Raw genomic sequence first — 15,062 nt, 5'->3', positions numbered from 1 at the left:
GCCAAATCGACGCCAATGCGGATAAGCTTCATCTCGGACTCCTTCTTCGACTGGTTGTGTGGAAACTCCAGTGTGACACCTTTGCGTGCCCCTTGCGGGGAGGAGGAGTCCATCCCATTGTTTATGACTGATGGGCCGGCCGTCTTGCATGCCGTTCATCCGCAGCATGCCCCAGACCCGCCGATAGCCATAGGTGGCCTGGTCCTGAACAACTGAGCGGATGGCCTGCAGCGCAACCGTGTCATCGGTCTTGTTACGTGCCGTGCGCCGGTCGACCCACTCCACCGGACGCCGCCTTCTTGCCAGCACATTACTACGCGCAACGCCAAGGGCTTCGCAGACCAGCCTCACTGGTCGTCCCCGGGCAAGACAGGCGAGCGCGCAATCCACTTTTTTCCTTTGGCGAAATCCACCGCTTCCTTGAGGATCTCGTTCTCCAGCGTCTTGCGCCCCAGCGCCGCTTCCAGCTGTTTGATGCGTCGCATCGCTTCCTGCAGATCCGACGCCGGCACCACTGGCTCATTGGCGCCAACGGCCACCAGGGAGCCCTCGGTATAGGCTTTGCGCCACTGGAACAGCTGGCTGGCAGTCACGCCCGCTTCACGAGCTACCAGCGATACCGACATGCCCGGTTCCATCGTGCGTCGAACCCATTCCAGCTTCTGCTGCGGCGTCCAGCGTCTTCGGCGCTCGGTTGTGGTGATGACTTCGACTTCCTGCTTTCTCCCTGAAGGCATAGGCATATTCGGGTAGGGGCAGCGCATTACTGCGCCGCCTCCCCCTATAAACCGTGCGAGCGGCTTTCACCGCACACGGCTTGAATCACATGAGGTCAGGTAGTCAAACCCAACCGGTAGTACGAATTTAAAACCAGAGCTGTGTCCCTGCCTGTGACAGACAGGATGAAGTAGACATAAATTTCCGCTGCTATCCGAGCCACCATCTATCTTCCGAATAACGTGGTGCAAGTCCCATCCCGTTTCTGTAGTGATCCGTTCACCACAGAGAGCACATCTGCCATTTTGACGTCGCCAGATCGCCAATAGTGTCCGACGACTACTGAGCCGGTTTGCCATCTTCGCCGACTCGCGTTTCTCGAAGTATTCTTCACAGGATGCGTCAAACGGATTTGCTGCGCCTTGTATCTTGATGTGCCGTTGGATCTTTACATCGGATGCCTGTTTCAGCCGCAGATGTAGGGTACTTCCATCTTTCTGTTGTTCATCGCACCCGAATACCCAGTGTCGATTTCCTTCTAGTTGGAAGTAGCGGTTTGCAATCCAGTGTCTTCCCTTTTGTGGATGACGACGTTTGGCCCATCTCCATAGGGCTTTCCATATTTGATGGTCTACCGTTGCAAACGTCTTCGATGCCACCACATGACGGTGGTAATTGGCCCAGCCTGTTATCTTGGGGTTCAGTACTCGGATCAGCGTTTCCTGTTTCGCTGATTTCAACGCTCGAATGACGTCACGGATTTCGGTTAAGAAGGCTTTTACGTTCTTCTTCGCCGGCGTGATCAGCAGTTTTTCCTTCGTTGTACCCGCGTGATACTTTCTGATGTGCTGACCAAGGAAATCGAATCCTTCTGAGAGATGGGTGATGCGTGTCTTCTCCTCGGAGAGATGCAGCCCACGTTCAGCAAGGAAGTCCCGCACCATTGGCTTCACCTCTTGTTCCAGTATGTCCTTGCTCTTGCCAGTGATGATGAAGTCATCCGCGTAACGTACAAGATACACTTGATTTCTGGTTGAGCGATTCTTATGGTGGTCTATTCTTTCTGAACCATAGAATGTTCCTAGCAATTCTTCGAGCCCATCGAGCGCCATGTTTGCCAGTGCAGGCGACAGAATCCCACCCTGCGGACAGCCTGCTTCAGTCGGAAACAGTTTTCTTTTTTCGATATAGCCAGCCTTGAGCCATTGCGCCAGAATCCGTTTGTCGATGCATATATTCTTTTGCATCCATTCATGGCAGATCTCATCAAAGCATGATTTGATATCTCCCTCCAAGATCCAAGTCGCGGACCCTTTCCTTGCTGTCAGAATGAATATCTGCTCTATTGCATCCGCCGTGCAGCGACCTAAGCGAAACCCATAGCTGTTTTGGTCTCCTGTTGTTTCAGCAATCGGTTCCAGCGCCAACTTGTACAGCGCTTGCATCGCCAAGTCCTTCTTGACTGGGATGCTCAGTGGACGACGTTTCCCATTTGCTTTTGGGATATAAACCCTTCTCAGCGGCATTGGCCGGTAGCCACGCCGTTTGAGCGAGTCGATAGCTTCGGATTTCTCCTGTGGCGTTGACCATGTGACGCCGTCCACGCCCGGAGTGTGTTTGCCCTGATTTTCCGTCACGCGTCTCACCGCCAATGCCTTGGCGGAGAACGCATGCGTGAGCAGCCATTGCAAGGACTTGACCTTGCGCCAGCGGCCCTGTTGTACTGCCTTCGCGATCCTTGCCTGCAGCTTCCTTACCTCGCCATAGCAGGCCCGCCAGTCAATAGCTGACCAGTCTGCCTTGCGAGTGAAGGCCGCATCCACATCGGTATTGCTTGATGCAGTCATTTGCTTGCCTTCTAGAGAGAAGTTCTCCACGCGTTATCGCGATTGTGACCAGGAGCAAGTCTGCTGGCTTTCACCACGAGGCGATCGTTTCAGCCCCTATCCGGACCATTACAGCCCGGCATTCGCTTTTTGCCCCATCATCTCCCCGCTTCCTCATCAGCGTTCCTTGCGGTCGGCCTGCCTGAATCGCAACACAGGCGGGGAATCGGGCTTACCTTGTTCCGCTGTTTCAACATGACCGATGTAGGTCCCACTTTTTCGCCGGGCGCTTTATTGTCCGTGCAACCCAATATGGAAATGAGTTGACCAGCGCGTGCCGTTTTGGCTTAAGCCATCAGCTTCTTTGGCTCATCATGAGTATCGACGTTTAGCAGTGATTCACATTTGTTGACCATGTCGGTCAGCCAGCCCTATTCCGGGTGAAGCTCCCAGAACTGCGTCATGTTTCACAACATTACCAGCAGCTGCCGTGTGGCATTCGGTACTTGGTCCCTCGAGCTTCGTACCCTACGGTTACCCATAACGCACGTCGAGGTAGGCTACTTCCGACGGAACGGAAGGTTCACTAGGTAGTTTCCATAACGAATTCTCCTTGAACAATTGAAACAGCGACTTTCCAAGTCGCACTCCATAGGTTCATTCCTAGTCGTTAGTTTAAGGAATGCCGATGGTCCTGTCTTTTAGGGGGCTACTTCAGATTCTGAGCAGCTAAAAGAATGGGTTTACAACACACTAGTTCCCATGGCGGAACGCAGGTACAACCTGAAATACTGAGCAACGCAGCGGCGGGCGAAGTTAAATGCTGATTTTCAGCGTGACGCAATTTTTATAGAGGCTAAGAAGGTTCACAACGCAGAAGCTAGATACGTGCAACAAAGCATCAGCGTCATTTTGGTTAAAGATTCGCTGATTGATCTGCAAGAAACTGTTCCACCCGGACTTCTACGAATTGGACAGTCTTTCGTCCTAGATTGGGCAATCGAAGTGCACCAACCGTGCCTAATTCAAGCCAGTCTCGTACAGTAACGATCCCATTGGCTTTGAGTATCTCTACCACTTCCCGCGGATTATTCTGTTCAAGATTACTTAGGACCTCTTCAAGTGTTAAACAGGATCGAGCCTGCATTACGCCGGGAAACTTTGGGTCCCGGCTTCGCATGACTTCTTTAATTTGCAGTAAACGATTTGGGCCTAAAATCAGCAAAAGCTCATCTTCAGGAAGGCATTCCAAGTCCTCAAACGTTGAGACGCCGACAGCCTGAAGGCATGACGTTGTAGACAACGTCAACGCATCACTTTCCAATATTGAATTGGACATATACTTTTGTGGCTCGATATTGCAACTCCTTCCTGTTGGAAGTATCACTCCAATTCGAAAAAGCGATCGAGCGACATCGTCGACTTCCATAGCGTTTAGACCGTGACACCTCAAACCAATTCTGCCTGCGACGCGAACCTGGAGCACGGTACTTATTCCTAACTCCAATAAACGATTTGAAATTTTTACAGGAATGCAGTTCGCTTCTGAAAGTTCAAGATTGTCACGCTCGTCCTCTTTCATGGACAAGATTACAGGGACGCGATCCAACCAGGCCTCATATGTCTCGACGGCTTGAATGACTTGAGCCGAATGCTGACGTGCGGCTTTGGTCAGACTAGGCCCCATCATCAAGTGCTCTACCACTGCGGCCATCGACGAATGGGTTATAGAACGCATTTGTCTTAACGGTTTGTTAAGAATGCTCGACAAATCGCGAGAGCTTACGCCTAACTCTAGTGCAGATGTCCCGCTGGCTGCTGCCTTTAAGGTTTGTAGTAGTTGCCGACATGTCGGACTGTCTTTTAAGCTTGAGTTTGCGTATGGAGAATATGCGTTGATGTCGTTTTGCGGGAAGCACCGACCGTCTTTGCCTACGGCTTTGGCGTCAGCTCTTTTACGCATAATTTTGCCTCGAAGATACAATGTGGTTTTCCCTCATATTACGCTATGAAATCGTCGCTGAATGTTTTCCATACGGACCACTCGCTTGCCGGGCACCATGAAAATCAGCTGACGCGTGGATTGTTGATTGTGCTTCGTTACAGTCCCTTGGCGCACGCAACATGGTGGCGCTTGGTTGACCAAAATGCATGTGTTGAGTCCCTGCCGGCAGCACGATTTAGGACGCAGCAGGCTAGGCTTATCTCCCAACTTCGTGAGGAGAGCCGTGCGGATATACCGCCTATTCGCGGTATTTCAGTATTGCTGACACCAGACCCACGGCAGAGCGAAGTTGCAGTTAAAGCGACTGACCGCAGTCAGATCCTCGATGGCATCATCCAATATGGGGACGAGTTGGTTGTGGCGATCGAGAACAAGATCGTACCTGGTGGAGGACTTCGCCAAGCTACCTCAATCAACACCGGTGGGGTCGAAGTCGACTTCGACAAACATGTGCGTACCGTAGCATGGCAGGAGCTACTTGAGGCTTTAGCCGATCTCAGCGTTCGTGGATTGGTGTCCGGATGTGAACAACAACTCATCGATGACTTCCTTGAATTCGCTGAACATTACTTTCCTCAGGTCGGCCCGTACTCGACCTTGCGCCGCGCCGAACGATCGCGTGCTAGGCTGGAACGCCGATTAGATTCAGTTCTTGCGTTAGCGCTTGGGGTTGAGGAGATGACACGACAGGAATTAGGATCGCGTCACCTGCCTGCTCTGCCTAAAGGACAGCAGCGAAGCGTCGAGATGGCATTTCTGAAGCTGGACCGTGCGGGTAAGCGCGTACTTCTTATACTGTACCCCGGAGACACCCTTTCACAAGCACGTGTACTCTACCAGCGTGCTGATGCGGTGCGCGGGCTGCTCAACCTGCCAGGCTGGACGGTGAGGACAAACTTTCACTGGGGGCATCTCACCTCAGGTCTCTGCTGGTCACATGGCGACATCAACCCTGCTACCTACATCGACTACTGGATCGCCAGGATCGCGAAGGTGAAAATGCTGCCACGATCCAAATGGGACGAGCATTGGGCGGCCTTGGAAAACCTGCACATTGTGGCGCCTGAAGATCGCCCCGAGTTTGACCGGCGATTCACATCAAAGCCCAAAATCTTGAAGGCCGGCATGCGCCCAGGCTTAGTATGCGAATATGTCTGGACGTTTGACGAAGCGATGCGACTTGATGACGAGGGGCATTTTGTCACCGCCGTTCGCGATACAGTAAGTGCCTTTTTGCACCAATTGAAAGAGGTTTGATCTGGTTCTCGTCCATGCTGGATTTGACTGGAGCGATTCACGCGGAGCAGATAACGATCGCTTCGTCATTCAGCGCTACTTGCGCAGCCGTGTAGAAATTTCCGGCACAGCATGAGTAATTGCTCAATATGATGGGTCCTATTTTTATGACCGACGCCGCGTGCAAACAATTGCGAATAACAACATGCTGATTAGCATCAGTGATCCAGGTTCCGGAACAGCGTGGTTTGGCATATCCCTTACAAGCCATGTCCCGATCCCTTGAACTACAAAGCTGGAGGACCAGGCGGAATACCTTGTGAGCACATAGTCATGTCCGCTGGTCGCATCATTGTCGGAATTATTTCTGATCATTCTTGCAAATGAAAGATCATATCCTTCTACCCAACTCGGCTCCGTGGTGATCGCGTCGATAAATACAGCATCGTTGTGCGCGTCCTTGTACGTAAATGTCGAACCCAGATAATTTGCTAATGCATCTACAAGACCATCATTACTGTTAGTGCCTGCGCTCGGCGTGTCTTCAGTCCACCCGAATTCGCTCCATAGCCCATTGACTTCTGCACCTGAGGCAACACGCCAATTACCTGATTGATAAAAATCACTCGCCCGTACTTGGTTCAAAGACAGCCCAACGGTTGTGTCGGTATTGTTGAATTTATACCATTCGAGCTTGTGTACCGTGTCCGAGATGTAAGAATTGTGATCGTGAATGGATACTGGGTTATTTATGATTGCAGGATGCGCTGCGCTAACGGCGAAAAACGAACACATGAAGGCCAACACCCTCAGGAGCATTCTATAAGTCATTATTTGCTTTCCTCAGCCGTTCGTGAAATGTCTAATCGACAGACGTAAGCAAGTAGCAAGCCCGTCTGAAATTCGTCTTAAAATCATATCCTTAGCTTCCGCGGGCAGAAAAAATTGTGGCGACTGTAAAGAAGCCCGACATGCGCAGAGGCGAGCGCACAGAATTGCTGGCGAGTAGATAAACTGAAGTGGCGTGAGCGCTTCAAAGAAAAAGCCGCGCTCCCGAAGGAGACGCGGCTGTTGGATCAAACTTCCCCGGATTTTTCGGGGCAATCAAACTGCTTAACCGCAGCTGCCGATGGCGCCACAATGCTGGCAGTACTCACATCCATCGCGCTTGATTACCGAGGGCGTATTGCATTCGCGGCATTTCTTGCCCACGGCCTTGTACGTCACAGGCTTCGGGGCTTCTGCGGCGACTTCGACAGCGGCCTGACCGGAGTTGCGAGCAGCATACAGAGCTGCAAGCTTCTCCACCGGCACCTGGTTGCCATCCTCATCCAGAAAGCCGCGGCGCTTCAACGCGGATTGCAGCAGGTAGGCGATCGCGGCGACTTCAGAGTCATGGTACAGCGGCACTCGCGCGCCTGACCCATCCTTCTTCTCGATCGTTCCACACCGCACTGGACCCTTATCCCAAGGCACCTCGCGCATGTCGGCCAATATCTCCGCCACCGAATCGCCCTTGCGCGCGCTTCTGGAAAGCAGTCGCATATGGCTGGTGATCCACTGCTGGCCTTCGGACTGACCGGCCGGCATGAACACCTCGATGGGACGCTCGATCGTTACCGGCTGACCATTGACCACGCCATCGACCTTTGCAAACGACATGACCAGGAAAACCTTCTTGGCACCTTCATTCGTCCAATAGGTATCTTTGATGGCCACCGCGTCCAGTTCCCCGAGCGGGCGGGACTCGATACGGTGCGTCAGCGGGTTGTTTTCCACTGGCGCATTCGTCGCCACCGCTTGCGACTCGACGGCCTTCGGCGCTTCCACCGACAGCACGGCACCCAGGATGTCGTTCGGGCGGTACGTCGTGATGCCTTTCAGGCCAGCTTTCCACGCATCCAGATAGAGGTTCTTGAAGTCCTCGTACGGATACTCTGCCGGGACGTTGACCGTCTTGGAGATCGCCGCATCGATATACGGTGCGACCGTAGCCACCATCTGCAGGTGATCGTCTGCCGACATCTCCAGCGCCGAGACAAACGCCTCGGGCAGGCTGGCAACATCGCCGCCTTGCGCCTTATACAACCGATAGGCGTGATCTTCGACAACGTACTGCTTTTTGCTGCCGTCGGGCATGCGCTTGGTGCGGTTGTAGAACCACGAAAACGCAGGCTCGACGCCGTTGGACGCATTGTCCGCAAACGCCAGCGAAATGGTGCCGGTTGGCGCAATCGACAGCAAATGCGAGTTACGGATGCCGTGCGTGGCGATCGCTTCGCGAATGTATGCGTGCAGGCGCTTGGCAAACCCCGACGCCAGATACTTATCCTTGTTGAACAAGGGGAAAGCGCCGCGCTCCTTTGCCAGATCGATCGATGCCAAGTACGCATTGTCGCGCATGAGGGCCGTGATCCGAGAAGCTTTCGCACGTCCCTGCGGACTGTTATAGCGAATGCCCAGCATAATCAGCGCGTCGCCCAGACCGGTGTAGCCAAGACCGATGCGGCGCTTGTTTGCCGCTTCCGTGGCCTGCTCCTGCAACGGCCATTTCGTCGCGGTCAGCACGTTGTCGAGCATGCGCACGGCAATTGCCACCACTTCTGCGAACTTTTCTTCGTTGAACCATGCGTCATCGCTAAACGGTTCCTCCACGAACGCGGCAAGGTTGACACTGCCAAGGCAGCAGCAGCCGTAGTCGGGAAGGCTTTGCTCGCCGCAGGGATTCGTGGCGTCGATGGTTTCGCAGTAGTGGAGGTTGTTTTCCTCGTTGATGCGGTCGAGGAACAGCACGCCCGGCTCTGCCGCGTTGTAGGTGTTCTGCATTATCGCTTCCCAGATCTCCCGGGCCGCGACCGTGCGGTACACCCACTTCCCATCCTCACGCTGCCTGCCACCGGCCTGCTTGATCTCGTCGCAGGGCTCGGCGTCATGTACCAGTTCGAAGGCCGCATCGTTCTGGACAGCCTGCATGAAGGCGTTGGAGACGCCCACGCTGATATTGAAGTTGTTGAGCTGGCCGCGTTCCTTCTTCGCCGTGATGAAGTCGAAGACGTCGGGATGCTCGACATTGAGCACGGCCATCTGCGCACCGCGCCGCGCGCCGGCCGATTCCACGGTCTCGCAGGAACGGTCGAACACCTTCATGTAGGAGATGGGGCCGGATGCCGCGCTCCCGGTTCCTTTCACGCGAGCGCCCTTGGGACGGATGTGCGAGAAGTTGTAACCCACGCCACCGCCGCGGCGCATGGTTTCAGCTGCTTGCGCCAGCGCGGTATAGATGCCGGGGCGACCGTTGACGGATTCAGAGACCGAATCGGCCACCGGCTGCACGAAGCAATTGATGAGCGTGGTCTGCAGGTCCGTGCCGGCGGCGCTGGCAACACGCCCAGCCGGAATGAAGCCATCCTGCATCGCGTGCAGGAACGTTTTGGCGAACGCTTCACGGTGTTCGGGCGCTTCGACTTGCGCCAGGGCGGCGGCGACACGCTGCTGGACTTCGGCAACGGTAGTTTCGCCCCCCTTGGCGTATTTCTCGATCAACACTTCGGTGCTGATGTCCTGCGGTTGCATTGTGGTCAGGTTCGGAGTGACAGGTGCGTTCATGATATTGATTCCTTGTTGAATTGACAAAGCATGCCGAAATTGGCATGGCACCGGATATGTGATGAGAAAAAAAGTCTTCCGACCTCAAATCTTGCCCCAAATCGCAATTTTGAAATAATGGTTTTGATTGGGACAAACTTGCCACAGTCCGCCTGCAGCCGGTTCTTCCGGCCTCTCAAAAGTGCTACGCTGCTGCCTCAGTCACCCCAGGAACCGTTTGCATGTCCAACCGCTATCTCGAACCCATTGTCCAGGCGCTCGGCAATGCGCTGCACCAGCCCATCCTCATTGCCGCCCTGCTGGTGGGCGTGGTCCTCCTGTGCTTGCGGCTCGTCCCCAAGGGCAAGCGTGGCGAGCTGGCAGTCACGGCCGCAAAGAAGCTGACCGTTGACGGCAAGGTCTACCGTGACCTCAACAACGTCACCCTGGCCACGCCGACTGGCACGACGCAAATCGACCACGTCATCGTCAGTCGCCAAGGCATCTTCGTGATCGAGACCAAGAACATGGCCGGCTGGATCTTCGGCAGCGAAAACCAGCCGCGGTGGACGCAGCGCATGGGTAGCGGCGCAACACACCAGTTTCAGAATCCCCTGCACCAGAACGCCCGGCATGTGCGCGTGCTGAAGGAGTTTCTCGGCGTGCCGGATGAGGCGCTGCATTCCATTGTGGTGTTCATCGGCGAAGCCGAACTCAAGAGCCCGCTGCCCGACAACGTGATGACAGGTGGCTTCATTCCATACATCAAGGCAGAGACGTCCGAAGTGTTCACCCCTGATGAGGTGGAAGACATCGTGCAGCGGCTTCAGGCCGGGCGGATGGCGCCGGGACGCAAAACGGACAAGGCGCATTTGGGCTCCCTTGCCCAGCGGCACGGGCGCAAACAGGCCTGACGTTCTGTCGCTCGAACGGGCGATCCAAACGAAAAACCCCGCATGGCCAATGGCGCATACGGGGTATATAGGGTCAAAAGGCGAAAAAGCCACCGGGTAGGCGTGGTTTAGCGCAGCAGGCGGGCGCAATGCCCGATCCACACGCCCATAGCTTTCCAGTACATGGCCATCGGCGGCTTGTGCGAGCGCCAGCATTTCTCGGCGTTTTCCCGGCAATGCGCCTTGAGCTCGAGAAGCAGCTCGCGCAGCGCAGCCTTCGACTCGGGCGGCAGGGCCGCGAGCCGGGCGGCAGCCGGCAGCTTCAGCAAGGGATTGCGTGTTTCGGGACGGCTGGAGCGGTCCTGGCTCCGATCTTCAACGGGGAGGTACATGCGATGTCTCCTCTTTCTCAATGCAGCCAGATGCCGGTGATCAGGAAATGCCACTCGCTGGCCAGAAAGCCGGAAACGCCGGTCATGCGTACCTCGCGCACGCGTTTCTTGGTGAGGTCGTACCGGGTCGCGATGGCGTCGATGGTGATGCGGTGAACGCGCATCAAGCGCCGGATCTCTTTGCCAGAAAGCTGGCAGTGCTGTGCAATGTTCATGAGTTCTCCAGAAAAGTCCTGTCGGACGGAATAGGCGTTGCGGCTGGAGATGTCTCAAAAAACTTAATTGGCGAGGTACAGGAAATACGGCATGGCAGACGCCATCAGAAAGCCAAGGTAAGATAGAAATGTTGCCATAGGTAAATAATTGTCAGCGTAATAACTGGTTCATCTGCACCGCGCTGCCGGAAAGTCTTCATGCCCACCTTAAACGAATCCGATCAGTCTGACGGCGCGGCCCTGGTCACAAGCCGGTCCGGCAAGCTTTGGTCCACCCTGGCGGAAGTCTGCGCCCTCCTGCGGCTGCCGGTGACGCATGCCATTCGTGCGGACGACACGCATTTCCACCATATGCATTACAGGACAGGTCAGCGCATCCACAGCGCCGGCCAGCCTTTTGAGATGCTCTATGTGGTGCATGGCGGGTTTTTGAAATCGGCGATGATCGACGACTTGGGCAACGAGCAGATCCTGTCTTTCCCGATGCGGGGCGACGTCTTCGGCGTCGATGGCATGCACAACCGGCGCTATGGCTGCGAAACGGTTGCCATGTCCAGCTGCGACATCATCCTCGTGCCGTTCAAGACGTTCACCGAGCTGGGAAAACGGTACTCCGAGCTTGACGTTTCCAGCTACGAGGTCCTGAGCCGGCACCTCATGGCGGAGCAGGCGCGGGTCGTCTCGCTTGGTTCCTTGTCCGCTGAGGCCCGGGTTGCGCGTTTCCTTCTCCAATTGTCTGACCGATTCGCGCAGCTGGGCTTCTCGGGGCGTCGGTTCAACTTGTTCATGACGCGCGCGGAGATGGGCAACTATCTCGGCTTGACGCTGGAGACGGTCAGCCGCACGCTGTCGGCGTTCAATGAATTGGGCTACCTCTCGGTGGACATGCGCGCCATCGACATCCTCGCCCCCGAAGCCCTGCGCACGTTGCGGCGCCTGCCGCCCTCGCACCAGCGCACTGCCCGCAAGACTGCGCCAACGGGTCAGCAATGACCGTCCTTGGCGTCGCCTGATCAGTCGAACCAAAAGAAAACGCCCATCTCCGGTTAGGGAGACGGGCGATGTTGCTGCGTTCGGTGCGCCGTTAGAAAACCACGGCGCTCTCTGCATCACCAGCCTTCGGTGGCGCGGTGTCCTGCGTATGGAACACAATCTCGCCGCGGCAATACGCGCGGTGACCAACGAGCGTGACCTCCGAGGCGTACCAGACCGGCCGGTCGTTCATGTCGCAGAACAGGTGCCAGCGCTTGGGATTGAAACGCACTTCCACTCCCCACGTCTGCGCATCCACGGCAACCTCTGTCAGCACGCCGTCCACGCTGGCCATCGGATGCTTGGATTCCTGCCCCGATGCGATCTTCTCCCGGCAAGTCTGGCTGACGTTAAAGTACGCGTCCTTCAGCACGACCGCCTTGCGGTAGTCGAGCACCGCGCCGTTGTAGAAGCCCTTGTTTTCATGTGGCCGCCACGCGCGCTGCCGGCGTGGATCGTGTGCACCGCGACGCCACGCGCCTTCAGGATGTTGAGCGAAATGCGCACGCCAACCAGCGCTCCGGCGTCAGGATTGACGCCCTTGGCGAGTATGCGCCTGGCAACCGCATCGGCCTGCAGCGCCTCGGCCACCTTTTGACATCCTCCCCGGCCTGAAGGCCAGAGATTCCTACGGCGCTCAGGCGCGACGTTGAGCCGTCCCTGAGTCGCTTCGGTGGGTTCCTGCTGCTGGCGGCATTGCTGCATCGCTCACTTCACAGGCGAACCGGGCGTGTCCAGCCCTTAGAATATTGATCGCGCCGACCACATCGGCGTTTTCCTCGAAACCACACGCCACGCACTCGAACCTGGCTTGTGTCTGTCGGTTGGCCGCCGACACATGGCCACAACATGGGCAGGTGCGGCTCGTGTTCTTCGATGGTACTGCCATAAGCCAGCCGCCTTGCCATCCCAGCTTGTAGTCCAGCTGGCGGCGGAACTCAAACCAACCTTGATCGAGGATGGCTTTGTTCAGTCCCGACTTGGCCCGAACGTTTCTCCCCGGCTTCTCGGTGCTTCCTGGCGCCGACTTAGACATGTTCCGTACCTGCAAGTCCTCGATACACACTATCGCGTGGTTTTGGCTGATCGTGGTGGAGGTCTTGTGCAGGAAGTCGCGGCGGGCATTGCCAATGCGGGAATGGATGCGCTGGACGCGGGCTTTCGCCTTCTTCCAGTTGTTGCTGAACTTCGTTTTGCGGCTCATGGCCTGCTGCGCCTTGCGCAATGCAGTTACATGCTGCTTGAAGCTGTTGAGCGGCTCGATGTAACTGCCATCGGAAAGCGTAGCAAACCGGGTAACGCCCAGATCGATTCCGACCGCGCCACCTTGTGGGATGGGTTGATCCACCTCGCGCTCGGTCTGGATGCTCACGAACCACTTGCCGCACGACTGGCTCACGGTGATGTTCTTCACGCTTCCCAGTACATCCCGACTGTTACGGTAGCGAAGCCAGCCGAGCTTGGGCAGGAACAAGCGTGAGTTGACCTGATCGAGTTTGATCTGTTTCGGGTCAGGATAGCGAAAGCTGTCGGAGTGACCTTTCTTCTTGAAGCGGGGGGAGTCAGCCCGTTTGGCGAAAAAGTTGGTGTAGGCCCGCTCCAAATCCTTGAGCGTCTGTTGCAAGGGATGAACCGGCGCATCGGCCAGCCAGGCCGTTTCCGTGCTGTTGCGCCATTCGGTGAGCAGTTTGCACAACCCGGCGTAGCCGAGCTTCTTCTTCCCCTGCTCATAGCACCCCTTTTGCCACGCCAGCGCCTTATTGAAAACGAACCGGCACGAGCCAGCGAAGCGGCACATCTGGCGCTCTTGGTGGCCATTCGGCATCAATTCGTATTTGAACGCTTGAAGTCGCTGCATACTGTATTAACATACAGCATACATTCCACGTTGACAAGGACGGCTACGCCGTCCGCGCTATCCTTCCCCGCCCTGAACGGCGGGGCTTGTCGCGCATCGGGTCAAGCTCTCACCGGCGGTGTCGCATTAGCGCGCAGCATGACGATGTAGTCCGGCATGTCGTCGCTAGGGTCGTAGGCTTCCAGCGCCCAGGTCTTCAGACACGCCGGGCAGACCTGCGCACGCACCGAAGGATTGTGCAGCGGCGCCATCGCCGCGTGGACGTTGCGCTCGCCGTCGTTGCGTGGCGCTGCGCACAGGCGGCGTCCGGCGTGGACGCCAGTTTCAGTTAGATGGACCATCGCCAGTGGCTCCTAAACCGTCTGCGGCTGACGGAACTTCGCCTGCAGCTTGCCCATGAAGTCGCGGCCCTGTTCGGTGATGTAGTAGCAGTCACCGCTCTGGACGAGCATGCCGCGGCCTGTCAGCGTGCCCATGAAGGTCTGGAACTGCGAAAGGGATGCGCCCGCACCCAAGATGGCCGCATACAGGATGCCGCTGGGGCGCCCAGATTGCCGCCTTCGTTGACGGCTTCCAGCACGCCGAGGCCGAGTTGTTGCAATGCATCGATCTGTTGTGTGTTCATTGGCTGCTCCAAATGGGATGCCCCGCAAATTCGTCGTGGTTAAAGACATGGCACATAAAGAAAAAGAGGGCGTAGCGGACGACCCCTGCACGACGCGCCTGGCAAACACTTGGTTTTTTCCAACGAAATCGTTGCATTGCGGCGGGATATGCAGGCACACTTTCGCCGTGTCATTTTGGGGAGGCGGCATGTATCACCAAGTCGTAAGGCAAAAGATAATCAGGGCCTTCGCGGGGCTTAGCGCCGGAAAAATCGATGCCATCACCGGCGAACTGGCGCCCACCGCAACGCATTATTTCGTCGGGACGCACGCACTGTCCGGCACGCGCAGAACGCCCGAATCGATCCAGGCATGGTACGAGCGCCTGCTGCGACTGCTGCAGGGCATTCGCTTCACCGTTCACGAGGTCCGGGTATCTGGCTGGCCTTGGTACACGCAAGTCGAGGCGATCTGGACGGAGACGAACCGGGGCACGGATGGCATCGAAACGTCTGCCGAGGGCGTGAACCTGATTGAAATACGCTGGGGGCGCGTCACCAGCGTGCGGATCTATCCCGATACCGCCGCGTTGGAGCGCACGCTGCAGCGCATCGCGGCCAAAGGGACGGAAGAGGCACTAGCCGCGCCGATTGTCTCCTGACCAGCCGACAAAAGAATAGCGCCCATACCAACGTCCT

The 15,062-nt window shown here is 56.4% G+C and carries 15 protein-coding genes and 2 pseudogenes; 4 read left to right on the top strand and 13 right to left on the bottom strand.

Translation table 11 applies throughout. From position 1 onward, the window contains the following. From G3574_RS28060 to G3574_RS04015, 4 genes and pseudogenes are all read right to left on the bottom strand, one after another. Positions 1–285 (bottom strand): annotated as a pseudogene (locus G3574_RS28060) (hypothetical protein); the annotation flags it as partial. Between the two features lie 62 nt (positions 286–347). Then, entirely contained in the window at positions 348–764 is a 417-nt protein-coding gene (locus tag G3574_RS04025) for a transposase (RefSeq protein WP_163960728.1), read from the bottom strand. A gap of 39 nt (positions 765–803) precedes the next feature. Beyond that, on the bottom strand, positions 804–2,564 hold the full coding sequence (gene ltrA, locus G3574_RS04020; protein WP_163960727.1) for a group II intron reverse transcriptase/maturase: 1,761 nt from the start codon (positions 2,562–2,564) through the stop codon (positions 804–806). Between the two features lie 895 nt (positions 2,565–3,459). Continuing rightward, positions 3,460–4,506, bottom strand: a complete 1,047-nt coding sequence (locus G3574_RS04015) for a hypothetical protein (protein ID WP_163960726.1) — start codon at positions 4,504–4,506, stop codon at positions 3,460–3,462. A gap of 45 nt (positions 4,507–4,551) precedes the next feature. Here G3574_RS04015 and G3574_RS04010 point away from each other — a divergent pair, with 45 nt between their 5' ends. Next, complete coding sequence (locus G3574_RS04010) at positions 4,552–5,805, top strand: hypothetical protein (protein ID WP_163960725.1); 1,254 nt, start codon at positions 4,552–4,554, stop codon at positions 5,803–5,805. Between the two features lie 144 nt (positions 5,806–5,949). Here G3574_RS04010 and G3574_RS04005 read toward each other — a convergent pair whose 3' ends face one another. Continuing rightward, positions 5,950–6,615: a PEP-CTERM sorting domain-containing protein gene (locus G3574_RS04005; RefSeq protein ID WP_163960724.1), complete on the bottom strand. Its 666-nt coding sequence runs from the start codon at positions 6,613–6,615 to the stop codon at positions 5,950–5,952. A 282-nt stretch (positions 6,616–6,897) separates the two neighbouring features. After that, the gene (locus tag G3574_RS04000; protein ID WP_235952979.1) at positions 6,898–9,390 is read right to left on the bottom strand and encodes an adenosylcobalamin-dependent ribonucleoside-diphosphate reductase; all 2,493 of its coding nucleotides are present in this window, start codon (positions 9,388–9,390) and stop codon (positions 6,898–6,900) included. Between the two features lie 221 nt (positions 9,391–9,611). On the opposite strand from G3574_RS04000, the gene G3574_RS03995 reads away from it, so the two are divergent. Continuing rightward, entirely contained in the window at positions 9,612–10,283 is a 672-nt protein-coding gene (locus G3574_RS03995) for a nuclease-related domain-containing protein (protein ID WP_163960723.1), read from the top strand. A 107-nt stretch (positions 10,284–10,390) separates the two neighbouring features. On the opposite strand, the gene G3574_RS03990 is transcribed toward G3574_RS03995, so the two are convergent. Both G3574_RS03990 and G3574_RS03985 read right to left on the bottom strand, forming a co-directional pair. After that, positions 10,391–10,654: a hypothetical protein gene (locus G3574_RS03990; protein ID WP_163960722.1), complete on the bottom strand. Its 264-nt coding sequence runs from the start codon at positions 10,652–10,654 to the stop codon at positions 10,391–10,393. A gap of 17 nt (positions 10,655–10,671) precedes the next feature. After that, complete coding sequence (locus G3574_RS03985; RefSeq protein ID WP_163960721.1) at positions 10,672–10,869, bottom strand: hypothetical protein; 198 nt, start codon at positions 10,867–10,869, stop codon at positions 10,672–10,674. Positions 10,870–11,067: 198 nt separating this feature from the next. Between G3574_RS03985 and G3574_RS03980 the strand changes: the two genes are divergently transcribed. Then, positions 11,068–11,862 (top strand): Crp/Fnr family transcriptional regulator, encoded by a 795-nt coding sequence (locus G3574_RS03980; protein WP_163960720.1) that lies wholly within the window; start codon positions 11,068–11,070, stop codon positions 11,860–11,862. 91 nt (positions 11,863–11,953) lie between these two features. On the opposite strand, the pseudogene G3574_RS03975 reads toward G3574_RS03980, so the two are convergent. From G3574_RS03975 to G3574_RS03960, 5 genes and pseudogenes are all read right to left on the bottom strand, one after another. After that, positions 11,954–12,328: pseudogene (locus G3574_RS03975) on the bottom strand (hypothetical protein); the annotation flags it as partial. Between the two features lie 210 nt (positions 12,329–12,538). Further along, positions 12,539–13,759 (bottom strand): RNA-guided endonuclease InsQ/TnpB family protein, encoded by a 1,221-nt coding sequence (locus tag G3574_RS03970; protein ID WP_163960718.1) that lies wholly within the window; start codon positions 13,757–13,759, stop codon positions 12,539–12,541. Positions 13,760–13,860: 101 nt separating this feature from the next. After that, complete coding sequence (locus tag G3574_RS03965; RefSeq protein ID WP_163960717.1) at positions 13,861–14,100, bottom strand: hypothetical protein; 240 nt, start codon at positions 14,098–14,100, stop codon at positions 13,861–13,863. Positions 14,101–14,112: 12 nt separating this feature from the next. After that, positions 14,113–14,235 carry a hypothetical protein gene (locus G3574_RS28625; protein ID WP_268958860.1) on the bottom strand — a complete coding sequence of 41 codons (123 nt, stop codon included), beginning with the start codon at positions 14,233–14,235 and terminating at the stop codon, positions 14,113–14,115. Beyond that, entirely contained in the window at positions 14,223–14,384 is a 162-nt protein-coding gene (locus G3574_RS03960) for a hypothetical protein (RefSeq protein WP_163960716.1), read from the bottom strand. The genes G3574_RS28625 and G3574_RS03960 overlap by 13 nt, the downstream gene beginning before the upstream one ends. Positions 14,385–14,572: 188 nt before the next feature. Here G3574_RS03960 and G3574_RS03955 point away from each other — a divergent pair, with 188 nt between their 5' ends. Next, positions 14,573–15,025, top strand: a complete 453-nt coding sequence (locus tag G3574_RS03955; RefSeq protein WP_163960715.1) for a nuclear transport factor 2 family protein — start codon at positions 14,573–14,575, stop codon at positions 15,023–15,025. The last annotated feature ends 37 nt before the right edge of the window (positions 15,026–15,062 follow it).

The sequence above is a fragment of the Noviherbaspirillum galbum genome, assembly GCF_010974945.1.
GTDB classification, from domain to species: domain Bacteria; phylum Pseudomonadota; class Gammaproteobacteria; order Burkholderiales; family Burkholderiaceae_D; genus Noviherbaspirillum; species Noviherbaspirillum galbum.
This window is presented reverse-complemented; position numbering and strand designations above follow the sequence as displayed.